Source organism: Chitinophaga caseinilytica, assembly GCF_038396765.1.
Taxonomy (GTDB): Bacteria; Bacteroidota; Bacteroidia; order Chitinophagales; family Chitinophagaceae; genus Chitinophaga; species Chitinophaga caseinilytica.
Map to the genome: position 1 here is coordinate 5,083,807 of NZ_CP150096.1, position 22,642 is coordinate 5,106,448.

The window sequence follows — 22,642 nt, forward strand, 5'->3', positions numbered from 1 at the left end:
CCGGAAGCACATGAAAAGCATTTATAAATACTGTTTCGCCGCCGTGGCCAGCGCGGGCCTGCTTGCATCCTGCGCGAAGAAAGACCTGCTCGACCCCACGGTAGTGCGTTCCCTGAACGAAGAACTGACCTTCGGCGACAGCGTAAGGACGATGGCGTTCGTGACGTCTATCTACAGCGAGCTGGGCGCCAATTCCTTCAACAGCCGGTATGGCAACGGGGGAAGCCTCGCCGAGGGGTCTGACGAGTCCGTTTCCCGCCTCTTCGGCGCTACGCAGGCCTGGGTGCCGCTCATGATCGGCACGCTCAACGCCACGCGCACCACGCCTTACGAGAAAGTCTACAACAACGGATGGAACAACATCCGCCGCGTCAATACCTTCCTGAAGAATTTCGGCAAGCTGCCGCTGGCCGGAGAAACCAAAAACCAATTGCTCGGTGAAGTGAAATTCCTCCGCGCCTGGTACTTCTGGACGATGGTGCAACACTTCGGCGGCCTGCCGCTCATCGGCGACAAGCTCTATACCCTCGACGATACCATCCTGGAGCCCCGCGCTTCGTACGCAGACTGTATCGATTACCTGGTGAAAGAGCTGGATGAAGCGGCCGATCTCGTGGTAGCGCCCACCGAACAACGCCCGGAAGATTATGGCCGGGTGAACAAAGGCTTCTGCATGGGCCTCAAGGCCCGCATCCTCCTCAATGCGGCCAGCAAGCTGTATAACGGCGGACAGGAATCCATCGCCTCCGCAGCGCAGAAACCGCTGGTGGGTTATATGGACAACAAGCCCGAACGCTGGACGACCGCACGCGAAGCGGCCGAAGCGCTCATCAACACCGGATGGTATTCTCTGGTGGAAAACGGTACGGCAGGAAAGGGTTTCTACGACCTGTTCATCGAACGTAAAAACAGCGAATTCATTTTCCCTGCGATGGCCGGTCAGAACCGCACCATGGAAGCCAACTTCCTCCCCCGCTCCCGCAACGGCAACGTGAACGGATGCCCCAGCCTCAACGCCGCCAAGCGTTTCGGGATGAACAACGGTTTGCCCATCACCGATCAGAATTCCGGGTACGACCCCGCCAATCCTTTCAAAGACCGCGATCCCCGGTTCAAATACACGATCCTCAACAACGGCGATAAATGGCGCACCAACGCCAGCAGCACCGCCGTCCCCATCTGGACCCACATCGGCGCGGAAACCGATGGCGTAGACGCCAGCCTCGTGTACACCGGCATGTTCTTCCGCAAGTTCTGCAGCGAAGCCACCACCGGCAACGGCGGGTCGCAGACAGACCGCGTGATGCCCATCATCCGGTATGCAGACATCCTGCTCATGTATGCGGAAGCATCCATCGAAGAAGGACAGTTCGAGAAAGCCGCGGAAAAGATCATCATGGTCCGCAAACGCGCCGGCATCAAGCCCGGCGGCGATGGACGGTACGGCCTCAAAGCCTCGGGCGACAAAGCCTACTGGACCAGTGTGATCCAGAACGAGCGCGCAGTGGAACTTTGCCTGGAAGACTCCCGCTTCTGGGACGTGCGCCGCTGGAAAACGGCACCGGTAGACCTCAACACCACCATCTACCGCCTCATGATCACCAAGGTGGCAGACAATCAGTGGACGTATGCGGAGCTGCCTGTAGACAAGAACCCCATTCGGGTGTTCCAGTCGCTCCACTACTTCTTCCCGCTGCCCATGGCCGAAGTCATGAAAAACACCGCCATGGTCCAGAACCCGGGATACTAGCAGTTTCCCTTCCAACATAAAAAAAGACCGGCCTCCGAAAGGGAGCCGGTCTTTTTTCGTTATTCAGTTTCGTTATTTGGATTTTGATTGCAACCGCCTGTGCGCGAGGCCCCATGCTTCCAGGGCTTCCGTGATCGTTTTGAGCTGCTTTCCGATGGCCGTCATTTCGTATTCCACGCGCGGCGGCACTTCCGGATACACCTTCCGCGTCACCACCCCGTTTTCTTCCAACCGCCGCAGCTGGATGGTGAGCATCCGTTCGGTAATGCCTGGCATCTTCTTGCGGAGCTCGCTGAACCGCATCTTGCCGTTAATGAGGAAGCAGCAGATCGCCAGCGACCACTGATTGCCGATGATGCTCGCGGCATACACCTCCGGGCACCAGTCTTCCATCATTTTCTTGTTGGCGTAATTGGTCGAAGTTTCCTTGATCCTGGTCATTACTTACTTTTTTTATAGTACCGCACAATTGGATTGCAATATACATAATCATCGCTACCTGCTTTAGTTTTGTAATCACAAATCAACAGTAACATGAAAACACTCGTGATCGTAACCCACCCCACCATCGAAAAATCCGTCATCAACAAAAGATGGACCGCCGAACTGGAAAAACACCCGGAAAAATACCATGTGCATTCGCTGTACGAAGTGTACCCGGACGGCAAGATCGACGTCAACAAAGAACAGGAACTGCTCGAACGGTTCGACCATATCGTATTCCAGTTCCCTTTTTACTGGTTCAACTGTCCGCCGCTGCTGAAACAATGGCTGGACGAAGTGCTGACCTACGGCTGGGCCTATGGTAAATCCAGCGGGTACAAACTGGGCGGCAAGAAAATGGCGCTGGCCATCACGGCGGGCATCGGAGAAGAAGGCTATCGCCCGGAGGGCAAATACAAATACACCATGGAAACGCTCACCACCCCGTTCGAGCTCACCTTCCAGTACATCCACGCCGATTACAAGGGCATTTACGTGTACTACGACATGGAACAAAATGCGTCCGACGAATGGGTGGAAGCCAGTGTGGCGCCTTTCCTGGGGTTCCTGGAATCGCTGAAAGCAGAATGCCCGTCCCCGGCAGTGCAGGAACGGGCATGAAGATAAAATTACAGCCGGCTCAGGATGCGGGCGGAACTTTCACGGCCTGCCGGCCGATCAGTTTCCACTGCTTGCCGGATTTGGCCCACACCAGCATCACGTAGAGGTTCACTTTACCGGGCTTTCCGCCATCTGCCGTATCGCCCTGGAGCGTATGCCGAACGATAGCGGTATTGCCGTTCATGATGATGGTCTGGTTGGAAAGGTCTATCGTGACGAAGTCGCCTTTGCCGCTCACGAGGTAATCCACGAACTCGGCCTGGTTTTCGATCCGGCCGTTGGAATGGCCGTAGGTGAGCGTGGGCGCGGTGAGCGATTCCAGGGCCGACTTATCGGCCGAAACCATCGCTTCCCGCAGCTTCAGCACGGCAGCAGCTACGTCTTGTTCGTCTTTGGATTGCGCCTGGCTCAATTGGCTGAAAGCCACGAGCGCCAGCAGGGATACAATTTTTTTCATCGTTTTCATATTGGTGGAAGTCCCATCAAAATACGAATTCTCCGATTAAAAATTTACTGCGGCGGGAAGTTGTACGGCATCCATCCGGGGAGGGAAGCCAGTTCCTTTTCCACGTCGTCGCTGATGGGAATGCCCCATTTCTCGAAAAATGGTGCGATGTTGCGGCCGCTTACTTTCGAGAAGGTTTTGGCCCAGAGGTCGCGCTTCTTCTGATCGCCGCGCGCATATTCCCCGGAAGGGTCGGCGATGGCGAGGGCCTGGTATTCGCGGAAGAATTTTTTATATGTTTCCCATCCAAATGCTTCCTGCAGCTGGCGGAACATGATGAGCCCCAGGAAAGGGCTTTGCTGCCACTTCTGGTAAGCCGGCCCCTCCGCGAAATAATTTTTCATGGCTTTCTGGGTTTCGTCGTTCGAAACACCGGTATGCGCATCGTCGCGGCCACCGAGCAGGCGGTCGAACATATACAGCGAAAAGAAATTGCAGCTTACTTCGGTGGTGCCGCCGAATACCCAGTCGTTATTCTGCATGTTGTGCCCGATCTCGTGGAAGAAACCCCAGTTGGCGCCGCCTTTGCTGCCTTTCATGAGCTTCGCCGGATCGGCGATCACGTCGGCGGAAAGCATCCTGCTCGAAGGCGAATGATGGATCATGATCGGATATCCGCTGTGCATGAACCCTCCGCCAATGTGCTCGTCTATCACCATGCGCTGCGGCCGGTAATAGGGTTGCGGGATCTGCGCGAGCTCCATTTCGCCGCCCACGATCAGATCCCAGAGCTTCAGCACATTTTCAGGATCGTTCACCTGCCGGAGGATGGAATCGGGAATGGTGAGGATGACCTTATCGGTGGCCAGTTCTCCCCAGGGCGCCTTGCTGGCGGCGAGTTGCTGCTTCCACTGCTCCGCGGTCGTTTTTCCGGCGATGAAGAGCGGGGCTTTCACGGCCCGGGCGATTTTCACGTCGGCCGTCCACGAATCGGATTTGGGCGATGCGGTGATGTAAATGAGGCCGCCGAAAGGAGATGCGATGCGGGTCGTCTTTTTGCGGACCGTGTCTACCCGCACGATGTCGGGCATCCGGCGCCAGTCTTCCCCACCGGCCACCCAGCGCGTGAGGTTGTCTGAATGCGCGCCGATCTGGATGCTCACGTCTTTACCGATAAGCGATTCGGGAACGGTTACCTCGATGTATTCCCCCGCCACGGCGTATAATCCGGTGCTGTACATGTTGTTGCGCCAGGGTTGGGAATAATGCAGCGTGGCCACCACGGGCGCCAGCGCGTCGCTGATCCTGTTGTGCGTGATGGAAACGGTTTCCGTTACCCGCGCCGCGCTTTTGTCTACGCTACCGGGAAACACCGCAGCCGAAGGGTGCGCAACGATCTTCGCGTAGTTGGTGGAAGCGAGTTGCTCCCTGCTCCAGTCGCGGATCGCATTGCGCATGTCTTTGTCCTTTACGGAAAGCCGGTTTTCGGGTGTAATGAGGATGTTGCCGGGCGCGAGCTGTTGCGCCCCGGCCGTCAGCGCGGCCAGCATAAGGGCGCAGCTGATAGTGGATTGCCTGATCATAAGAGTAGTCATCTTTCAGGTAATATACATTGCCGGCCATTTCCATTCCGGATTTTCCGGATGAACGGCAAAAAAAAGCCGGCCACTTTTCGGCGGCCGGACTTTCCTTGTTTGTATTACAGCTAGATTTTTGCGAATGCCTGCGCCAGGTCGGCCTTGATATCGTCGATATGCTCGATACCGAGGGAAATGCGCAACAGGCCGGGCTCAACGCCTGCCTTGCGTTGTTCTTCCTCACTGAGCTGCTGGTGCGTGGTGGTGGAGGGATGGATGATGAGCGTTTTGCTGTCGCCCACATTGGCCAGGTGATAGATGAGCTCCAGGCTTTGCACGAGCGTGTCTGCCGCTTCCTTTCCGCCTTTCACCTTGAACGACAATACCCCGCCGGCGCCTCTTTTCAGGTATTTCTTCGCCAGCTCGTTGTATTTGTTGCCGGGCAGGCCGGGATAGTTCACGAATTCCACCTGGGGCTGCTGCTGGAGCCATTCCGCCAGCGCCTGGGTGTTCTGGATGGTGCGGTCTACCCGCAGGCTGAGGGATTCCAGGCCCTGCAGGAACAGCCAGGCGTTCTGCGGCGACAGCGAGGGTCCCCAGCTGCGGAGGCCCGTCACCCTTGCGCGGATGATGTAGGCGATGTTGCCGAAGCGGCTGTGCGAGCCGAACACTTCCCAGAACTTCATGCCGTGGTAGGCTTCGTCCGGCTCGGAGAACTGCTGGAATTTGCCGTTGCCCCAGTTGTAATTCCCGCCGTCTACGATCACGCCGCCGATGCTGTTGCCATGGCCGCCGATCCATTTGGTGGCGGCTTCCACCACGATGTTGGCACCATGCTCCAGGGGGCGGAAAAGGTATCCGCCTGCGCCGAAGGTATTGTCTACCACCAGCGGGAGGTCGTGTTTCTTCGCGATGGCGCTGATTTTTTCGAAATCGGGAATGGCAAAGCCGGGGTTGCCGATCGTTTCCACGTAAATGGCTTTGGTACGGCCGTCTATGAGGGCTTCGAAGCTGGAGGGATTGTCGAGGTCCGCGAAACGCGCTTCCACACCGATCCTTTTAAAGCTCACTTTGAACTGGTTATAGGTACCGCCGTAGAGGTACGAAGAGGTCACGAAGTTATCGCCCGGGAGCAGGATGTTGTGCAGGGCGATGAATTGCGCCGCCTGGCCGGAAGCCACCGCCAGCGCGCCCACACCACCTTCCAGCGCGGCGATGCGCTTCTCGAAGACGTCGGTGGTGGGGTTCATGATACGCGTATAGATATTGCCGAACTGTTTCAGCTGGAAGAGGTCTGCCGCATGGCCCGCATCTTCGAACGTATAGGAAGTAGTCTGGTAAATGGGAACGGCTGCCGAATGGGTAACGGGGTCTGGCTGGTAGCCTGCGTGGACTTGAAGCGTCTCAAATCGTAAGGAGTTGTTTGACATGATGTATGCTTTTTGTAGTCTACAAAGTAGCTAGACTATTTCTAATATCAAAATAAAACAACCATAAAAATAACGGTTCGTCAAGCCGATGGAACGGTACATCAAAGGCTTTTGCGCGACTGGCGTGGATTTGCGTGTTTTGGGGCAACGATATTTCCTCATTCTAAAATCCTACCCATGCAACACAAATTCCTGTTCAGCGCCCTTGCCACCCTGGCCGGCCTGTTTACCATCGCCTCGCTGTACGCCGGTGGCGGGTCAGATTCGTTCAAAGTGTATCTCAACAACAAGTTGATCGTTGAAAAGTGGCTCAGCGAGAAGATCACGATCGATGAATTACCGCTGGATGAAAGCAATCTGAACGATAAGCTGACATTCCATTACAGCCATTGCGGCCGTATCGGGACAGACCGTAAGGTGGTGGTGCGCGATGCGAAGGGGAAAACCCTGCGCGAGTGGGCCTTCGCCAATGCCGAAGGCAAGCAGTCGGGCATGGTGATCCCCGTGAAGGAGATCCTCCAGCTCCGCCAGCAGAACGTTTCATTCGTCTATTCCGCCAACGAGCTGCCGAAGGGGCAGCTGATGGCCTCCTTCCGCCTGCATGCGTCCACCACTTCCTGGGTCCCCGGGCAATCGGTTTTGACGTTATTGTGTTAGATTTACGGTATGTCGCGCACATACCGCATCCGTAAATCGCAATTATTACCGGTAAGCCTGGACGCCGCCTGGGATTTTTTCAGCGACCCGTCCAACCTCCGGCGCATCACGCCGCCCCAAATGGGGTTCACCGTCACCAGTGAGCCTCACCAGGGGCGGATTTATGCAGGGCAGATCATCGAATACCGCCTCAAACCCGTTCTCGGCATTCCCGTCTACTGGATGACCGAAATCACGCGGGTAGAACAGGGCCGCATGTTCATCGACGAGCAGCGTTTCGGCCCCTACAGTTTCTGGCACCACCAGCACCATTTCGAGCAACAGGGCAATGGCACGCTCATGACCGACATCGTACATTACCGCATTCCCCTCGGCTGGCTGGGCGACGTGGCCAATTCCCTCTTCGTGCAACGCCAGCTGGAAGGCCTTTTCCGCTTCAGGACCACCGCCGTGGACACGCTCTTCGGAAACAACGGGGCATAATGCTGGCATTTTCCCGAGATATTGCCTATTTTCATGGGTCTTAGTTCATGAAAACTGATCGTATGTTCCGTTCCCTACTGGCCTTGTCCCTCCTCGCCTGCTCCGCGGCCCGCGCCCAGGAGAAGGAATTGGTGCCGCAGATGCACACCCGCATTTTTATCATGGAAAATCCCCCCGTGCCCGAAGTCCACGCGTCCACCATCGTGGAGCTCGACAAAGGAAGGCTCATGGCAGCCTGGTTCGGCGGCACCGAGGAAGGTAAAAAAGACGTCGGCATTTGGACGTCCATCTATCAGCACGGCGAATGGAGCCAACCGAAAGAACTGGTGAACGGCGTGGTCGACGCATCTACCCGCTACCCTTCCTGGAACCCCGTGCTGTTCCGCACCAAAGCCGGAAAACTGTTCCTGTATTACAAAGTAGGCCCCAATCCGCGTGAATGGTGGGGAATGATGATGAGCTCGTCCAACAACGGAAAAACCTGGTCTGCACCGCAACGGCTGCCCGATGGCATGCTCGGCCCCATCAAAAACAAACCTTTCCAACTGGAGAACGGCGACATCCTCTACCCTACCAGTACCGAAAGCGTAGATAAAAACATCTGGAAAATACATCTCGAAAAATCGGATAAGAACGGCGGCAACTGGTCGCGCATCGAAATACCGAACGATACTTTCCAGGCGATACAGCCCAGTATTTTACGGTATCCGCACGATAGCCTGCAACTCCTCTGCCGCAGCAAAAACGATCATGTGGTGCAGAGCTGGTCGGCCGACAACGGTAAAACCTGGAGCCCCGTAACCGCCACGAAGCTGCCGAATCCCAATTCCGGGACGGATGCGCTGACGCTGGACAACGGGTACAAGCTCATCGTGTACAACCCCGCCGTGCGCGGCGGCAATTGGTCTGCAGGGCGCGCCAAACTGTATGTGGCCATCAGCCGCGACGGCATCAACTGGAAAGATGCGGCCGTGCTCGAAAACGGCGACAAAGGCGAATTCAGCTACCCCGCGGTGATCCAGGGGAAAGACGGGCTCATCCATATCACCTACACCGCCGACCGGAAAAACATCCGCTACTGCATGATGCGGATCGCCCCGCTCACTGCGGAATAAACCGGGCTTCACGTAAAAAAATGGCAGCGCCGGGAACGGCGCCGCCTTCGATATTCTGCTATATCAACTTTCAACTGTTAGTTATTTTCAGGCTGCGGTGCTTTTTTAATGCCCGCGGCCGCAACGATCGCGCCGGCGAAACTGATCACCGCCGCCACGAGGAACGCCGTTTGGAAACCGCCGTTCAATGCCGCAACATCCCCTTCTCCAGACAATTTCAGGCTGCCCGTTTTCGCAGAAGAAATGGCGACGATCACCGCCAGGCCCAATGCCGACCCGATCTGGTAACTGGTGTTGACCAGGCCGGATGCCAGGCCCGACTCCTCGGGCCGCGCGCCCGAAATCGATGCCACCGTTCCCGGAATATACGCCAGCGACATCCCGATGGCGCCCAGCAACGACGCCGGCAGCACATGCATAATAAAGCTCCCGTCCACCGGCGCCACGCTGAAAATGAGCAACGAAAGGCTCAATACCAGCAAACCCGCTACCAGATTCGGCTTGATCCCGAACCTGCCCATCAGTTTCCCGGTAATGACCATCATGAAAATCATGATCGTAACCGTCATGGGCAGCAATGCCAGTCCACTGTTGAACGCCGGCAACTGCAACACCTGCTGTAAATAAAGATTGAGGAAAAACCACAATGGGATCCAGGCCGCGGCCATCAACGCCATTACGATGTTGCCGGCCGAAAGGTTGAACGCTTTAAAAATGGACAGCGGCATGAGCGGTTCTTTCTTCGTTTTCTGCAAAACGATGAACGCGATCAGCAGCAGCACGGAAAACGCGAGCAGCCCCCAGGTTTTCGCGGAGCTCCAGCCATTCCCTTCCGCCGCCACGATGGCGTAAACCATGATAACGAACGCCGCCGTGGCCAGGATGGCGCCTGAAAAATCGATGCTCCCTTTGCGGTGGGCGCCTTTCAGCAACAGCGACGGACTTAATACCAGCACGATCAGCCCCACGGGAATGTTGATGAGGAACACCCATTCCCACGACAGCCATTGCGTGATGGCGCCACCCAGGAACACGCCCGCCGAGCCGCCCGCTGCGGCCGCTGCGCCCCAGAACCCCAGGGCCTTGTTCAGCTCTTTGGGATCGGTGAATTTGGTGAGCAATAATGTGAGCGCCGATGGCGCGATCAGCGCGGAACCCAGGCCCTGCAAAGCCCTGCCGATGTTCAGCGAAGCTTCCGACCAGGCCATGCCCGCCAGCAAGGACGCGGCAGACAGTACGGCGAATCCCCACATAAAAATCTTCCGCGCGCCGAACAGGTCAGACAGCCGGCCGCCCAGCAGCAGGAACCCACCGAACACGATCACGTACGCATTGAAGATCCATTGAAGGCCGGACTGCGAATAGCCCAGGTCGCTTTTGATGGCAGGCAACGCCACGCCGATGATCGAAGTGTCCATGATGACGATGAACTGGGCGGTGCAAAGCAATGCGAGGGCAGACCAGCGTTTTTTATAGGGAAGCGCCTGTTTGGGCGATTGTACGGTTTCAGTAAGCATATTTCGTATTTGAGTGGTAAAGGATTATTGTAATTGCAGCAGGCCCTGCGCGCGGCGCAGTTGTACCTGGACCACCTTGTGCCGGTAGATCGCCTGCAGGTAGTTGATTTTCGACTGTGTGAGGGCAAGCTCCGCGTCGGTGAGCTCCAGCCGCGTGCCGAGCCCGTTGCGGTAACGCTCGTCCATCATCGCATAACTGACTTCCGCCAGCTCCACCGTTCGCTGCTGTATGGCCAATTGCCGCACCGCTTCCTGCCGCTGCGAAACGAGCGCCGCGATTTCCGCCTTCACGGAACGATGCAGATCGTCGAGCCCGATGCTTTCCTGTTTGGCGCGGATGGCCGCCTGGCTGATCTGCGATTTGACGCGGTTGCCGTTGAATACCGGCACCGCTACCTGCACGCCGATGAACGACGTCCGCGGCCACACATATTGACCCAGTTTCACATTATCTGCCTGCGCCTGCAATTGGTATTGCCCGATCGCCATCACTTTGGGGATACGTTCCGATTTTGCGACGGCAAGCGCCACCTGGCTTTTTTCGACAGTCAGCTTACGGATGGCGATATCGTTGCGGCTTTGCGCGGCCGTTGCCTGCGCCTGCGCCAGTTCGGAAGCGCCCGCATCTTCACCGGAAATACCGAGATTGTCGGTAAGGGCGATGACGTCTGCCTCATCGAGCCCGATGAGCCGCTTCAGCCGGATGCCCGTTACTTCGACCTGATTATCGAGATAGGAAATGGAGGACCTGAGATTCTCAACGGAGATGAAAGCCCGCAGGGTATCGGCTTTCAGGCTTCTGCCCTGTGCATAGAGCGAGCGGGTATCAGCCAGCGCCTTCTCGTTCCTGGCGAGGCTTTGCCGCTGCAATCCGATCTGCGACTGCATGAACAGCATATCGAGATAAGTGATGGAAATCTGTTCGCCGAGGGCGCTTTGCAGTTCGGCGGATTTTTCCTGCTGGATGCGCTCGTCGTACAGCGCGGCTTTCGTTTGCCGCCTCGCTGTTTCGTTCAGCAAAGGCTGGCTGGCGGAAATGAGCCCGTTGACAGCGTTCTTCCCGCCAACGGCCACGTCCTGCACCGGTTTCGTCGTTCCGGCGAAATACCCCGGCAGAAAAATCACCTGCCGGTCGAAGTAATGCTGATACCCGGCGCCTGCATTCACGCTGGGCAGGAGCTGGCTGCGCACTTCGCGGGTCACGCTTTGCTGGCGCGCCTCTTCCAGCGTTTGTATCTGCACCTGCCGGTTGGCCGTTGCGGCGAGCGACAGGGCTTCGGAAAGACTCATCTTTCTTACCGCCTGTCCCCGGCTGCCAACCGCCAGCAGCAGCAAGGGTATGATGTATGTTATCAGTTTCATGATTGGATTATTTGGATATGATGGATCAGGCGTATATGGTTTCCGCTTCAACCGGCGCTTCTTCTTCAACCGGTTCTACCCTTCGTTTGCTGCCAGACAGGTAGGAATACACCGCCGGGATGATGAACAGGGTGAGGATCCCAGCGAAAATGAGCCCTCCCGCGATAACGATCCCCAGCGATTGCCGGCTGTTGTGCGTCATGGCGATGGGCAGCGCCCCGAATATCATGGCCAGCGAGGTCATCAGAATGGGCCTGAAGCGCTGCTCCGCGGCCTGAATGGCGGCTTCGTACTTCGAAAGGCCGGTGTCCTTCAGATGGTTGGCGAATTCGACGATGAGGATGCCGTTTTTGGTGATAAGCCCCACCAGCGTAATGATCCCGATCTGGCTGAATACGTTCAGGCTCTGGCCGAACCAGCTCAGGCTGAGAATGGCGCCGGTTACCGCCATGGGCACCGTGAGCATGATGATGAGCGGATCGCGCAGGCTTTCGAATTGCGCCGCGAGGATCATGTAAATGAGCAGGAGCGCCAGTATGAGCGTGAACCGGATGTTCCCCTGGCTTTCTTCATAATCCCTCGACTGCCCCGCCAGCGATGTCTTGAAATTGGCGCCGAGCACGGTTTGCTGGATGTGTTTCATCTCTTCGATCCCTTCGGCCAGGCTCACTCCGGGCGCCAGGCCTGCGGAAACGGTAGCGGAAGTGTATTGGTCGTAGCGGTAGATCGCCGCCGGACTGATGCTCTCCCGGATCGTTACCAGGTTATCCAGCGAAATCATGTCGCCGCTGGCGGAACGGACGTAGATGGAGCGAAGGTCCCCGGTCTTGCTGCGGTTTTCCTTCTCCAGCTGGCCGATCACTTCGTATTGACGGTCGTTCCGCAAAAAGTACCCGTACCGCTGGCCAGACAATGAAAGCTGCAGCGCCCTGCCCACTTCCTGGATGGAAACGCCCATGAGCGCTGCCTTCTGCCGGTCGATGCTGATTTGCAGTTCGGGTTTGTTGATCTTGAGGTCTGCATCCACGAACATGAGCTTTTTACTTTGCCGGGCCGCCTGCAGGAATTTGTTCAATGCGCCGGAAACCGTGTCGAGATTGGCGCCCTGCAGCACGAACTGCACCGGCATCCCGCCACCGTACCGCGTACCGATGGTCGGCGGTAAATATGGGAATAACAAAAGCCCCCGGAAATTACCGGATGCGGCCGCATATTGGTTATACAGGTCTTGCACGGAAGCCTTGCGGGCTTTGGGCTCTTTCAGGTAAATGCTCTGCACAGCGAAACTGGTGGGCGCCGGCGCCGGAATGAAGGAAACGGCCACCATGGAATAGGTTTGATACAGCCCGTCCGTAGAATCGTTGACGTATTTGCCCACGGCGGTCATCTGTTTTTTCATATAGTCGAACGAAACGCCTTCCGGGGCAATGGCGATCAGGCTCATGTTGGAACGGTCTTCCACCGGCGCCAATTCCGACGGCAGTTTTTTACCGACAAAATAAATCAGCACGCCGGCGCCAACGAGGAACACCCAGGCCAGCCAGCGCGCTTTCATAAAGCCTTTCAGCAAATGTGCATAGCCATTGTTGAGCCAGAGGAAGAACGGTTCCGTTTTACGGTGCAGCCAGTTGGGGCGGTCTTGCTTCTTCAGCAAATATGCGCTCAGCATGGGCGACAGCGTCAGCGCCACGAAAGCCGATACCAACACTGATCCGGATACCACGATAGCGAACTCCTTGAACAATTGTCCGCTGATACCGCCCATGAACACGATCGGCAGGAACACCGCGGCGAGCGTGATGGTGGTCGATATCACCGCGAAATAGATCTCCTTCGATCCCTTGAACGCCGCCTGAACGGGCGTCATCCCCTCTTCCACCTTTTTATAGATGTTTTCCAGCACCACGATCGCATCGTCGACCACCAGTCCGATGGCGAGCACCAGGCCCAGCAGCGTGAGCACGTTGATGGAAAACCCGGCCACGTACATGATGAAAAACGCAGACAGGATAGACACGGGAATGGCCAGCACGGGGATGATGGTAGAACGCCAGTCGCGGAGGAACAGGAAAATGATCAGCACCACGAGCCCGAAAGCGATGAAGAGCGTTTCTTCCACTTCCTTGATCGACTCGCGGACGGGTTTCGTGAAATCGAACCCTACGATGAGCCGGTAATCTTTCGGCACTTCTTTCCGCAACTGATCGAGCCGGCGGTAGAATTCATCTACCACTTCGATGGCATTGGCGCCCCGCTGGATCTGGATAGCGATGCCCACGCCCACGCGGTTGGCGTTCCCGGTTTCGTTGATGATGGCCGTACGTTCGTTCAGTTCGCCGAGCTCGGCGTAACCGATGTCTTTGAGGCGGATGACGGAAGCGCCGGTCTGTTTGACGATCATTTCGTTGAACTCGGCAGTGGTGGTGAGGCGGCCCATGGTGCGCACGCTCAGTTCTGTGCTGCTGCCTTCAATCTTTCCCGCCGGCAGGTCCATGTTCTCGCGCAGCAGCGCCTGGCGGATATCTTCCGGCGACAGTTTATATGCCGCAAGTTTTACGGGATCGAAGCGGAGGCGCATGGCGTATTTATGTTCGCCGACCACGGCCACGCGGTTGATGCCGGGGATGGATTGCATTCGGTCTTTGATCACCGTAGACGCGAGGTGGCTGACTTCTTTAATGTCTTTGGTATCGCTTTCCACTTCGAGGAAAGCCACGAGGTTATCGGGCGAGCTGGCTTTTTCCACGATGGGCGGATCTACGTCGGCGGGCAATTGGCTGCGCGATTTGGCGACTTTGTCGCGGACGTCGTTCAGCGCGTCTTCCAGGTCTACTTCCCGGTTAAATTCCACGGAGATGATGCTGGCCTGTTCGCGTGATTCGGAGGAAATGGTGCGCACGCCGCCGGCTTCCGCCAGCGATTCTTCGATGGGCCGGGTGATCTTGGAGGCGATCACGTCCGGACTGGCGCCGGGGTAAAAAGTGACGACCGAGATCACCGGGGCTTCCGTGAGGGGGAATTCGCGGATGCCGAGCTGTTTGAGGCCAACGAGCCCCAGGATGACGATGAGTAAGGAAAATACGCCTCCCAGCACCGGCTTTTTTATACTAAGCGATGGTAAATTCATAACAGAGATGATTAGAAATGATTATTTGGACGCAACCGCCACGGCCGCTGCGCCGTTGCCCAGCCGAAGCGTGTTCGACACGATGATGCTGTCGCCGTTTTGCAGGCCGGATGTAATAATGGCCTGTGATTCCGTTCTGTTACCGATGGAAACGGGGGTGATCTGTGCCGTTCCGCCTTTCAGCACGTACACGGCATAGCCATCTCCGCCGGGCAGCAAAGCCTCCGTGGGTATAGCGATCCCTTTCGTGCCGGCATCGGCGGTAGAGAAGAGGATTCTGGCGGAAAGGCCCGCCCGCAGCCGGTTCCCGGCGTTATTCGCAAGTGCCTGTACGAGCATGCTCCGGTTGGCGGCATCTACACCGGGCTCGGTGGCTTTGATGGTGGCTATGTGCTCATCCGGACCGAGCTCTGTCGTGAAACGCACCGTGGCGCTGGTTTTGATAAGGGGAAGATATTTCTCCGGCACGGAAAAATTGATCTTGACCTGCTGCTGGTCTTGCAGGCTGACGAGCTCCGTATTCGGCGCCACGTAAGCACCGGCCACTACTTTCGTGATACCGATCCTGCCGCTGAAAGGCGCGGTGACTAATGTTTTGGCGAGACCGGCCTTCAGTATTTCCTGCTGTGCTTCCAGCACCTGGAGGCGGGTGGCCACTTCGTCGTACTCCTGCTGGCGGACGGTCTCCGTTTTGAGGAGCGCGGCCAGGCGGCGTTCGGTCAGTTGCGCCATTTTCAGTTCGGCCGTCAATTGTTTAAGCCGCGCCTGCAGATCGGCGTCGTTCAGTTTATAGAGCACCTGCCCCGCAGATACCATCGAGCCGTCCTGGAAACCCACTTGCAGCACGCGTTCCGCCACTTCACTTTTGATCGTCACTTCCCGGAAAGGGACCGTGGTGCCGGTGATCACTTCATGCTGCGCGATGTCTTGCTCCTGCGCAACGATGACATCGACCGGGAGCGCCGGCGCGGCGGAAGGGCCGGCAGCAGCTTGCGCAGCGGCGGATTTGCCATCGCCGCAGGCGGTGAGCAGGGTCATGAGGGCTGCCGATGAAAATATGACCGGATAGATTATTTTTTGAAACATAACATTTGCGATTAACGTGATGATTTATGATCACAAATGTAGATGTCGGGAAAGCCCTTCCCATTACACAATAAAAGGTAAGGTTTATAAAATTTCCATGGCGAACGGTAAAAAGTGCTGCAACAGCAAACCCTTTACCACAGGCACTTACAGCAGATATAACAATAGCAGTACCGCGCCGATTTTTTAAATCAGCGCGGCGTGTTCGTCCGTCAATAATTACCGGTGTAAATTACCCCGCTTCGAAAAGCGGCGGTTGCATTATTATGGAAAAGACTTGCATAATTCGGGAAACCACGTCCCGTTACATAAATAATAAAGGCAAGGTTTTCGCCTTGCCTTTACTTCCGCGCATTTGCGGAATCGATCTTTTCATTCAGCCAACGGATCATCATTTGTCTGTCGCCGGGCGACAAATCCGCGGAATCGTGCATCCAGATATACGACCGCAGCGGCATCCCGCCGGTTTCCAGCTGTTCCCGGATCCTTTTCAGCTTGGTGCGCCGGCGCTTGGCGGAATAAGTTCCGTACTCGTGGAAGTTCAGGTCGTCCTTGCCTTCCCTGACGTGATGGTCGAGGAACCAGGTAACCGGCTGAACGCGGGCGTACCACGGGTAGCGGGTGTTATTGCTGTGGCAGTCGTAGCATGCGGCCTGTAAGATGGCGTGTATTTTCGGGGGAACTTCGTATACGTTCGTGAAATCGTCCGGAAAAGGTGGATTCGCCTTGTTGGGTGCCGGCTTGAAGAACTGGATGATCAAAAACGCGACCAGCACCCCTATTAATGATAGTTTCAATATGCGCATGCGTTGCCGTTTGCCATCGTCCCGGGTGGCTGTCTTCTGTTTGACAGCTCCCCGGGATGACGGATGATGGATTATTTGATCACTTCTTCTACGCTTCCGCAGGTCAACATTTTGCTGCCGAAGTACGGGTTCTTAATGTCTTTCACTTCGCTCAGCCAGCGTGCGCCTTTGTCTTCGTTAGCCATTGGGCAAAAATCGCGGTACAGCGGGCGGCCGCCGCCGAAGGCTTTCACGAGTGCGTATACGTCTTCGCTCATGTCAACGAAATGTTCGCGCTGGTGGTGGATGTTTCCGGCGTTTTCGCTGATATGTTCGGCGTGTTCTTTCAATTCGTCTTTATTCTCAGCGAATACAGGTTGCTGTGCGGTGGTGAGGAGCGATGCGTCTACCCCGGCCAGCGCCGCGGCCATGGCTTTGCCGGCTTTGGCGGTTTCTTCGGCGTTATCGGCGGCGAGCCCGTTCTTAATAGCCAGGTACTGATCGATCACGGTGTTCAGCGAAGCGGCAACTTTTGAGTCGATGTCTGTGAACTGCGGGGTGATCTCCGTTACGGCCTTTTCGTCTGTTGCGGCCGGTGTTTGAGCAGTGGCACCGGAGTCGGCGGTGCTTTGTCCTTCTTTAGAGGTTGTGCCGGAATTGTTACATGCGGCGAAAGTTAAACTGGCGATAGCCAGGGCACCGAAGATGCTTTTTTTCATTTTCTCTGGTTTGATGTTGAACAATTGTTGTTATGAAGAAGATTTGGGATGAAAAGCACGATGGAACACGCCATCATGAGCGCATGTTATTTGCGCGATGACAATTAGCAGGAAGGAACGCTTCCTGGGATTCGATCAATGATGTTTCGGGAATTACCGGCGCGGCGACAGTATGCCGCTACAACGAACGCGCGGTTGGTTTCGGGGAGAGTTTAAATCCGGAAAGTGCAGTGCAGCACGTGGGTAAGTACTTTTTGACTTCGTGGAGGGGCATGGCCGACGGGCACTACCCTATCCTGTAAAATGGGCCGAACGGTATGGGAAAAACAGGCCGGGAGCGCCGTAGCGGCTACATCCCAATGTAAAAAAGCGAAAGCGAACTCAACCCTTTTCTGGTCTTTCTCCAGTTTTACGGTTTTGTGGACATCCTTGCAGCAGTCTTTGCTGCAGGCGTCTCCCGGGGCGGATGCGCATTTGCTGCAAGGCCTGGCTTCATCATGCCAAAGCGCAACATCCACGAGCTCCCCCATACAATAATGCATGTGCAACGTAGCGCCGGTAGAGGTACCGACGTAGAGGACAGCCAATATCAGGGTGAGCAGCTTTTTCATCCGGAATAAAAGTAATGGGAATTCCTGAATGGATTGTTACATAATTTCGAAACGCTGGCTACGTTTCAAACACCAATAATTGTTTGAAAATTACCGGGCCGCGTGCTTCCACATATCCCGGACCGGCCACAGCGCCCGGAGGTACAGCACAAGGGCAAGAAGCAAAAATGCCATGATCGAAAACAGCATCAAATCCACACTGAAAATCAGGACCGCAGGCGCCAGCAGCACAACGTCGACCACGGAAACCACCAATGCTAGGCTGATGGCTCGGCGGGATCGAAGGAATAGTGCCACCGAGGCCACCATATTACATAATATTAACAGCAACAGGAAAACCAAAATCAGGTCTACCCACTCTAGTGAATGGGAAGGCCCGCCATTCTTATGTACCCAGCGGTTGAAAAAAAGCCCTTCGGCGATGGTCCATCCATGGTATCCTGCAGTTAACAGAATGATTCCTGCAATGAGATAAGCCCAGGGCGGCAGCAGGTTTCGCCGGCGCAGGTTATGCGATTCAGTCGGACAATCAGACATCATGCGTATTTTCATTTGTCGGGAACCTCGCTCTGCGGCGCAATATCCCAATCCCGGCGTATTTTCCAAAGACCGCGGAGGTATAGCAGGGTAATCGTCAACACGAACACATCGATCCCCACGAGCGTCCAGATTTTCATCCGGTAAAAAAACAAGTCGTATGCCAGTAGTGTGATAAAAACAAGAAAAACGCCGGCAGAAGTCAGCAACGACCACCATACAGCCCAATCAGATTCCATGAGGAGCCCTGCCGCGGCCACGCCACAACACACGCCCAGTATCGAACAGATCAACATCACACCTTCGTCGACCCCGAATGCAGACCTGAACAGCATACTAAGCCCTATGATGAGGAACAGCAGCGATAGCATAACGATAATAGTTGCGAGGCCTCGCATCCATTTCGGCAACAGGTCTGCCCGGCAATTGGAATCACCGAAAGAATTGGGCAGCAAATCGTCTGTATGCATGTAGTTGGTCATAGTCTGGGATATGCAGGGATGAGGGGAATCAGGTCATTTCCATGCTCCGGGCCGCCCGTTCCGCCAGCTTTTATGGATTCGAAAAACGTGGATCAGCCATGCGGAAACAGCCAGCGCCCAAAAGATCATTATAAATATAGTAAATAATTCATATACCCCAAAGCCTCCGATGATATTAAATAGCATGGCGATCACCAGCAGGGCTCCTGTTGCCATTCCCCAACGCGTCGCGGATTTTTGAAAAACGAAAAACAGGCATGCGGGAATGATGGGCAAAATATGGAATGCCTGTTGAAAAACGACATAGTACAACCAGTCATCCGGCAAATAGCGCAGAATAGGGTCCATATCCTGATCATGATAAATGATGCTCTGCTGGATGATCGTAAATATGCCGTGGATGCCTGAAAGGATGATTATAACATTGATAATCAGAAACCACCCCGGCATGAGTTGTCTGCGTATTGCGGGCGTGACCGTATTAATCGCAGAAAGCACTTCCACTTCCTTATTTACTTTCATACTTATCGCTTTTTGTACGTGGACGCAGTTTCCACTGCCCCTGGATGAGGAACAGGCGAACACTGAAGGCCAGTTGCAGTATGGTAAACGGAAGCACTACATAGATCGCACGCCACGAACCCTCGTCCGTAAAGCAAACAACGACGGACAATAACATGAGCAACGACACCACCACCGCAGGCGCTACCGTGAAATTGACAGCCTGCCGCCAACTGCACCAGATCAAAACACAACCCGCCACCAGGGCGGCAAACATGAAAACGACAAGCGACATGACAAACGAAAACCATTTTTTGTATATCGCATCTTCCTTTCCCTGCAATGTTTCCTGAATCGTAAAAATGCCGATGCACATGCACAGCACATACAATAAAACCAGGAGCCCCATCAGCAGGTGCATCCACAGCGGCACGAGCGTGGCGCGCGGCGGTACCTGGAGCCGTATACTGGCCAGGAGGTCGCGGGTCAACATACCTGTAGATTTACATTCTTCCATGATGTGAGATACTTGATGTCGTTCAACGGCTACGTTCCTTTCCTGCTTTTCAGCACATGAACAGCCGGCGTAAAAATTGGTTATCTAACAACGATCGCTTCGGCCCATTGCTTCCGGATACGGAAACAATGTACGACCGCAGCAGTAACGGCCACGAAGTGGAGCATAACGAATATCAACAGCCAGTCGCTGGTCACGGGAGCTAACATGCAACCCACTGCCGACAAAACCGCCACCAGCAGCACCGCGATCAGTACCGGAAGCCCAAGCTTCATGGCGTAAGCGGATTGCATGAAAAACAAAATGGATGCGGCAATCGTGGCCCCGGCGTATAGCATATACACCGCATATATGATCATCGTGACGTTGTAGTCGACATTGAACATCGACTGATTGCCACGCAAAGCCACCATGCCAAACAGCACTCCGAAAAACTGGAGCAGATATACAAAGCCGAGAAAACCCAGGCTGAGCTTAAACCAGCCGGGCATGAGCGTGGATCGGTAGGTAAAATCCAGGAGATCGTCTCCCTGGAGCAAGTCTTCGGTAGGATTCGTGTCCTGCATGTCTATTCGGTATAAGGGATAAAAATTCGTCGGGGGAAATTATACAATTACGACTTCGATGCCCATGTCTTCCAGCAATTTCACCATGTGCTCGGAAATTCCTTTGTCGGTAATGATCTGATCTACTTCTTCGAGACGGCAGATCCGGCCGAAACCGCGTTTCCCGAATTTGGAAGAGTCTGCCAGTACGATAGTTTTCTGCGCGGCGCGGATCATCTGCTGATTGAGATGCGCTTCCGCGATGCTGGTGGTGGTGAGGCCGAATTCCACGTCGATCCCGTCTACCCCCAAAAAGAGTTTGGAGCAGGAAAAGTCTTCGAGGATTTTTTCGGCATAGGGCCCGGCTACAGACGATGAATTATTGCGGATGACGCCGCCGAGCTGCACCACTTCGATCTCGTGGTAACGGTTCAGTTCCAGCGCCACGTTCAGGGCAGAAGTAATGATCATGAGCGGCCCCCTGGGCTGGATGTGCTTGGCCAGGGCCAGCACAGTAGTCCCCGATGCAATGATGATGGCATCGCCAGGAACAATAAGAGAAGCGGCCATTTTGCCGATGTTGTGCTTCTCCTCCCGCTGGATCTTTTCCTTTTCGTTAACGGGCTTGTCGTTCGTATAGGGATTCTGGATGGTGGCGCCGCCATGGGAACGGTAGAGGAGCGACTTATCTTCCAGCAGCTTCAGGTCCTTTCGGATAGTTACGCCCGAAACGTCCAGTTCCTTGCACAGTTCCACGACATTAACATATCCTTTTTCATACAATCTGCCCAAAATGAATTTGTGCCGCTCCGCGATATTAATTATAGACATTGGGTATTTTATTTCGGTTAAACGTAGAACATCCAGTTACGGTATATTGAATATCAATCTTTTCTCGTCTGATAGCTGGTTGAAGATGGCCCAAATTACGGCAGTTTTTCCGAATTACGGCCATGCCCTCCGCGGCGTAATATAACTTAATATTCGCTTAACCAGCAGGAATCAAGCACTTACGTTGCCCAATTTTTCCTGTGACCTCCCTTTCATACCGTCATCGTGATCTTCCCCCGGCTCCCGGGTTTATTTCGTAAAATACTTTCAATTTATTTACTTTTATTTTATTTTTACTAGTTTTGAAGCGAAACGAAAGCAACTAAAGCTAAAATCGAACTTATATACAATACCGGGTCACCGGTTGAGGGAAACGGGAATCATGCTTATGAGAGAATAATAATCAGTTTTTTTGTGAAGACCGACGCCCCGGGGCGAGCCTGGTGAACAGGCGGCGTGCAGATGCGCCCCCGGTTAAATTGTATCCGTTCTATTGATCATACATAGATTGGAGTAACGTGGAAAAAAGAAAAAGCGGAGTGTTCCCACTCCGCTTTTCGTGTTTTTACAGCGCCTGTTGCATGACGCCGACCAGTATTTTCTTTGCACCGTCGGTAAGGGAAGCGGGCGCCGTCAGCGAATCGCCCGGCACGAAGTGCCGCTTGAAGGCCTGGATGGCGGCTGTGGTATCCTGGAGATCGTACCCTATCAGGCGGAGCGCCTGTAAATGGCTGAAGTTCTCCGGCACTGCGATGCGCGCGGTATCGCCGTACCATAACCCGAATCCTTTATCCGCGAGCCGGTTCCAGGGGAACTGGGCGCTGGGGTCGTTTTTCCGGCGGGGCGCAATATCGCCATGACCGATGAAGTTGGCAGCAGGGATGTTGTAGCGATGCTTCAGGGTATCGAGCACCACCAGCAGGCTGCGTACCTGCAGACTGTCGAACGGTTCGAACCCGTTATTGTCCAGCTCGATGCCGATGGAAATGGAATTAATGTCGGTGATGCTGCCCCATTTCGATAATCCGCCGTGCCATGCGCGGAGATAATCGTTGAGCATGTGATGCACGGTGCCGTCCCTGCAAATCACGTAATGCGCGCTTACCTGCGTGCGCTCGAGCGTGAACGTGCGCAGCGTTTGCTCGCAGGAATTCTGCGCCGTATGATGGATGATAACGTAATTGGGTTTGCGCAGGTTGAAGTTGACGGTGCCCGCCCATACTGGCGGTGCAACGGCCGATACGGCGATATTGTCTGGCTGGGCTTTCACTACGCCCGACCAGCGTTTCGCTTCCGTGCGGTATACTTTATTGGTGGCTTTGTAAGGCTGCGGCGAACAGGCACCTATAGCCGTTACTGTTGTTACGATCAGTAGTTTTTTCCACATCCCTAAATCTACGAAAATTAACAGAGAACCGTTGTTAACTATGGCCCCGGGTATTGTCCGGATGGCGATAATTT

23 protein-coding genes are annotated in these 22,642 nt (G+C 55.1%); 5 read left to right on the plus strand and 18 right to left on the minus strand.

Going from position 1 to position 22,642, the window contains the following annotated elements; translation table 11 throughout:
* Window positions 1-10 precede the first annotated feature (10 nt).
* Entirely contained in the window at window positions 11-1,750 is a 1,740-nt protein-coding gene (locus tag WJU22_RS20915) for a RagB/SusD family nutrient uptake outer membrane protein (protein ID WP_341840115.1), read from the plus strand.
* Between the two features lie 72 nt (window positions 1,751-1,822).
* On the opposite strand, the gene WJU22_RS20920 is transcribed toward WJU22_RS20915, so the two are convergent.
* Window positions 1,823-2,191 carry a winged helix-turn-helix transcriptional regulator gene (locus WJU22_RS20920; RefSeq protein WP_341840116.1) on the minus strand — a complete coding sequence of 123 codons (369 nt, stop codon included), beginning with the start codon at window positions 2,189-2,191 and terminating at the stop codon, window positions 1,823-1,825.
* Between the two features lie 93 nt (window positions 2,192-2,284).
* On the opposite strand from WJU22_RS20920, the gene WJU22_RS20925 reads away from it, so the two are divergent.
* Window positions 2,285-2,854, plus strand: a complete 570-nt coding sequence (locus WJU22_RS20925; protein ID WP_341840117.1) for an NAD(P)H-dependent oxidoreductase — start codon at window positions 2,285-2,287, stop codon at window positions 2,852-2,854.
* A 19-nt stretch (window positions 2,855-2,873) separates the two neighbouring features.
* On the opposite strand, the gene WJU22_RS20930 is transcribed toward WJU22_RS20925, so the two are convergent.
* The 3 genes from WJU22_RS20930 to WJU22_RS20940 all read right to left on the minus strand — a co-directional run bounded on the left by WJU22_RS20930 (window position 2,874) and on the right by WJU22_RS20940 (window position 6,306).
* Entirely contained in the window at window positions 2,874-3,311 is a 438-nt protein-coding gene (locus tag WJU22_RS20930; RefSeq protein ID WP_341840118.1) for a nuclear transport factor 2 family protein, read from the minus strand.
* 53 nt (window positions 3,312-3,364) lie between these two features.
* Window positions 3,365-4,894, minus strand: coding sequence for a M60 family metallopeptidase (locus WJU22_RS20935; protein ID WP_341840119.1), 1,530 nt, complete (start codon window positions 4,892-4,894; stop codon window positions 3,365-3,367).
* 110 nt (window positions 4,895-5,004) lie between these two features.
* Complete coding sequence (locus WJU22_RS20940) at window positions 5,005-6,306, minus strand: O-acetylhomoserine aminocarboxypropyltransferase/cysteine synthase (RefSeq protein ID WP_341840120.1); 1,302 nt, start codon at window positions 6,304-6,306, stop codon at window positions 5,005-5,007.
* A gap of 177 nt (window positions 6,307-6,483) precedes the next feature.
* On the opposite strand from WJU22_RS20940, the gene WJU22_RS20945 reads away from it, so the two are divergent.
* The 3 genes from WJU22_RS20945 (at window position 6,484) to WJU22_RS20955 (ending at window position 8,561) form a co-directional block, all read left to right on the plus strand.
* On the plus strand, window positions 6,484-6,963 hold the full coding sequence (locus WJU22_RS20945; protein ID WP_341840121.1) for a hypothetical protein: 480 nt from the start codon (window positions 6,484-6,486) through the stop codon (window positions 6,961-6,963).
* A gap of 9 nt (window positions 6,964-6,972) precedes the next feature.
* The gene (locus WJU22_RS20950; RefSeq protein ID WP_341840122.1) at window positions 6,973-7,446 is read left to right on the plus strand and encodes an SRPBCC family protein; all 474 of its coding nucleotides are present in this window, start codon (window positions 6,973-6,975) and stop codon (window positions 7,444-7,446) included.
* Window positions 7,447-7,508: 62 nt separating this feature from the next.
* Window positions 7,509-8,561 carry a sialidase family protein gene (locus WJU22_RS20955; RefSeq protein ID WP_341840123.1) on the plus strand — a complete coding sequence of 351 codons (1,053 nt, stop codon included), beginning with the start codon at window positions 7,509-7,511 and terminating at the stop codon, window positions 8,559-8,561.
* Window positions 8,562-8,638: 77 nt separating this feature from the next.
* On the opposite strand, the gene WJU22_RS20960 is transcribed toward WJU22_RS20955, so the two are convergent.
* The 14 genes from WJU22_RS20960 to WJU22_RS21025 form a co-directional block, all read right to left on the minus strand.
* Entirely contained in the window at window positions 8,639-10,078 is a 1,440-nt protein-coding gene (locus tag WJU22_RS20960) for an MFS transporter (protein ID WP_341840124.1), read from the minus strand.
* 24 nt (window positions 10,079-10,102) lie between these two features.
* Complete coding sequence (locus tag WJU22_RS20965) at window positions 10,103-11,440, minus strand: TolC family protein (RefSeq protein WP_341840125.1); 1,338 nt, start codon at window positions 11,438-11,440, stop codon at window positions 10,103-10,105.
* 25 nt (window positions 11,441-11,465) lie between these two features.
* Complete coding sequence (locus tag WJU22_RS20970) at window positions 11,466-14,567, minus strand: efflux RND transporter permease subunit (RefSeq protein WP_341840126.1); 3,102 nt, start codon at window positions 14,565-14,567, stop codon at window positions 11,466-11,468.
* A gap of 21 nt (window positions 14,568-14,588) precedes the next feature.
* A complete protein-coding gene (locus WJU22_RS20975; protein WP_341840127.1) occupies window positions 14,589-15,653 on the minus strand; it encodes an efflux RND transporter periplasmic adaptor subunit in 1,065 nt (354 codons plus the stop codon).
* A 341-nt stretch (window positions 15,654-15,994) separates the two neighbouring features.
* Window positions 15,995-16,459, minus strand: a complete 465-nt coding sequence (locus WJU22_RS20980) for a heme-binding domain-containing protein (protein WP_341840128.1) — start codon at window positions 16,457-16,459, stop codon at window positions 15,995-15,997.
* Between the two features lie 71 nt (window positions 16,460-16,530).
* Window positions 16,531-17,157, minus strand: coding sequence for a DUF3347 domain-containing protein (locus WJU22_RS20985; RefSeq protein ID WP_341840129.1), 627 nt, complete (start codon window positions 17,155-17,157; stop codon window positions 16,531-16,533).
* A 212-nt stretch (window positions 17,158-17,369) separates the two neighbouring features.
* Window positions 17,370-17,768 carry an HYC_CC_PP family protein gene (locus tag WJU22_RS20990; RefSeq protein ID WP_341840130.1) on the minus strand — a complete coding sequence of 133 codons (399 nt, stop codon included), beginning with the start codon at window positions 17,766-17,768 and terminating at the stop codon, window positions 17,370-17,372.
* 90 nt (window positions 17,769-17,858) lie between these two features.
* Window positions 17,859-18,308 carry a hypothetical protein gene (locus WJU22_RS20995; protein WP_341840131.1) on the minus strand — a complete coding sequence of 150 codons (450 nt, stop codon included), beginning with the start codon at window positions 18,306-18,308 and terminating at the stop codon, window positions 17,859-17,861.
* Window positions 18,309-18,316: 8 nt separating this feature from the next.
* On the minus strand, window positions 18,317-18,787 hold the full coding sequence (locus tag WJU22_RS21000) for a hypothetical protein (RefSeq protein ID WP_341840132.1): 471 nt from the start codon (window positions 18,785-18,787) through the stop codon (window positions 18,317-18,319).
* Between the two features lie 33 nt (window positions 18,788-18,820).
* Window positions 18,821-19,309, minus strand: a complete 489-nt coding sequence (locus WJU22_RS21005) for a hypothetical protein (protein WP_341840133.1) — start codon at window positions 19,307-19,309, stop codon at window positions 18,821-18,823.
* The gene (locus WJU22_RS21010) at window positions 19,296-19,781 is read right to left on the minus strand and encodes a hypothetical protein (RefSeq protein WP_341840134.1); all 486 of its coding nucleotides are present in this window, start codon (window positions 19,779-19,781) and stop codon (window positions 19,296-19,298) included. Before WJU22_RS21010 ends, WJU22_RS21005 begins: the two co-directional genes overlap by 14 nt.
* A gap of 104 nt (window positions 19,782-19,885) precedes the next feature.
* Window positions 19,886-20,371, minus strand: coding sequence for a hypothetical protein (locus tag WJU22_RS21015; RefSeq protein ID WP_341840135.1), 486 nt, complete (start codon window positions 20,369-20,371; stop codon window positions 19,886-19,888).
* Between the two features lie 39 nt (window positions 20,372-20,410).
* Window positions 20,411-21,181, minus strand: coding sequence for a DeoR/GlpR family DNA-binding transcription regulator (locus tag WJU22_RS21020; protein ID WP_341840136.1), 771 nt, complete (start codon window positions 21,179-21,181; stop codon window positions 20,411-20,413).
* A gap of 565 nt (window positions 21,182-21,746) precedes the next feature.
* Window positions 21,747-22,568 carry an N-acetylmuramoyl-L-alanine amidase gene (locus WJU22_RS21025; protein WP_341840137.1) on the minus strand — a complete coding sequence of 274 codons (822 nt, stop codon included), beginning with the start codon at window positions 22,566-22,568 and terminating at the stop codon, window positions 21,747-21,749.
* Between the last annotated feature and the right edge of the window lie 74 nt (window positions 22,569-22,642).

Bases quoted from the DNA above. Each gene is read 5' to 3' on its own strand.
- WJU22_RS20915 (WP_341840115.1), top strand. From the start codon at position 11: ATGAAAAGCATTTATAAATACTGTTTCGCCGCCGTGGCCAGCGCGGGC.
- WJU22_RS20920 (WP_341840116.1), bottom strand. From the start codon at position 2,191: ATGACCAGGATCAAGGAAACTTCGACCAATTACGCCAACAAGAAAATG.
- WJU22_RS20925 (WP_341840117.1), top strand. From the start codon at position 2,285: ATGAAAACACTCGTGATCGTAACCCACCCCACCATCGAAAAATCCGTC.
- WJU22_RS20930 (WP_341840118.1), bottom strand. From the start codon at position 3,311: ATGAAAAAAATTGTATCCCTGCTGGCGCTCGTGGCTTTCAGCCAATTG.
- WJU22_RS20935 (WP_341840119.1), bottom strand. From the start codon at position 4,894: ATGACTACTCTTATGATCAGGCAATCCACTATCAGCTGCGCCCTTATG.
- WJU22_RS20940 (WP_341840120.1), bottom strand. From the start codon at position 6,306: ATGTCAAACAACTCCTTACGATTTGAGACGCTTCAAGTCCACGCAGGC.
- WJU22_RS20945 (WP_341840121.1), top strand. From the start codon at position 6,484: ATGCAACACAAATTCCTGTTCAGCGCCCTTGCCACCCTGGCCGGCCTG.
- WJU22_RS20950 (WP_341840122.1), top strand. From the start codon at position 6,973: ATGTCGCGCACATACCGCATCCGTAAATCGCAATTATTACCGGTAAGC.
- WJU22_RS20955 (WP_341840123.1), top strand. From the start codon at position 7,509: ATGTTCCGTTCCCTACTGGCCTTGTCCCTCCTCGCCTGCTCCGCGGCC.
- WJU22_RS20960 (WP_341840124.1), bottom strand. From the start codon at position 10,078: ATGCTTACTGAAACCGTACAATCGCCCAAACAGGCGCTTCCCTATAAA.
- WJU22_RS20965 (WP_341840125.1), bottom strand. From the start codon at position 11,440: ATGAAACTGATAACATACATCATACCCTTGCTGCTGCTGGCGGTTGGC.
- WJU22_RS20970 (WP_341840126.1), bottom strand. From the start codon at position 14,567: ATGAATTTACCATCGCTTAGTATAAAAAAGCCGGTGCTGGGAGGCGTA.
- WJU22_RS20975 (WP_341840127.1), bottom strand. From the start codon at position 15,653: ATGTTTCAAAAAATAATCTATCCGGTCATATTTTCATCGGCAGCCCTC.
- WJU22_RS20980 (WP_341840128.1), bottom strand. From the start codon at position 16,459: ATGCGCATATTGAAACTATCATTAATAGGGGTGCTGGTCGCGTTTTTG.
- WJU22_RS20985 (WP_341840129.1), bottom strand. From the start codon at position 17,157: ATGAAAAAAAGCATCTTCGGTGCCCTGGCTATCGCCAGTTTAACTTTC.
- WJU22_RS20990 (WP_341840130.1), bottom strand. From the start codon at position 17,768: ATGAAAAAGCTGCTCACCCTGATATTGGCTGTCCTCTACGTCGGTACC.
- WJU22_RS20995 (WP_341840131.1), bottom strand. From the start codon at position 18,308: ATGATGTCTGATTGTCCGACTGAATCGCATAACCTGCGCCGGCGAAAC.
- WJU22_RS21000 (WP_341840132.1), bottom strand. From the start codon at position 18,787: ATGACCAACTACATGCATACAGACGATTTGCTGCCCAATTCTTTCGGT.
- WJU22_RS21005 (WP_341840133.1), bottom strand. From the start codon at position 19,309: ATGAAAGTAAATAAGGAAGTGGAAGTGCTTTCTGCGATTAATACGGTC.
- WJU22_RS21010 (WP_341840134.1), bottom strand. From the start codon at position 19,781: ATGTTGACCCGCGACCTCCTGGCCAGTATACGGCTCCAGGTACCGCCG.
- WJU22_RS21015 (WP_341840135.1), bottom strand. From the start codon at position 20,371: ATGCAGGACACGAATCCTACCGAAGACTTGCTCCAGGGAGACGATCTC.
- WJU22_RS21020 (WP_341840136.1), bottom strand. From the start codon at position 21,181: ATGTCTATAATTAATATCGCGGAGCGGCACAAATTCATTTTGGGCAGA.
- WJU22_RS21025 (WP_341840137.1), bottom strand. From the start codon at position 22,568: ATGTGGAAAAAACTACTGATCGTAACAACAGTAACGGCTATAGGTGCC.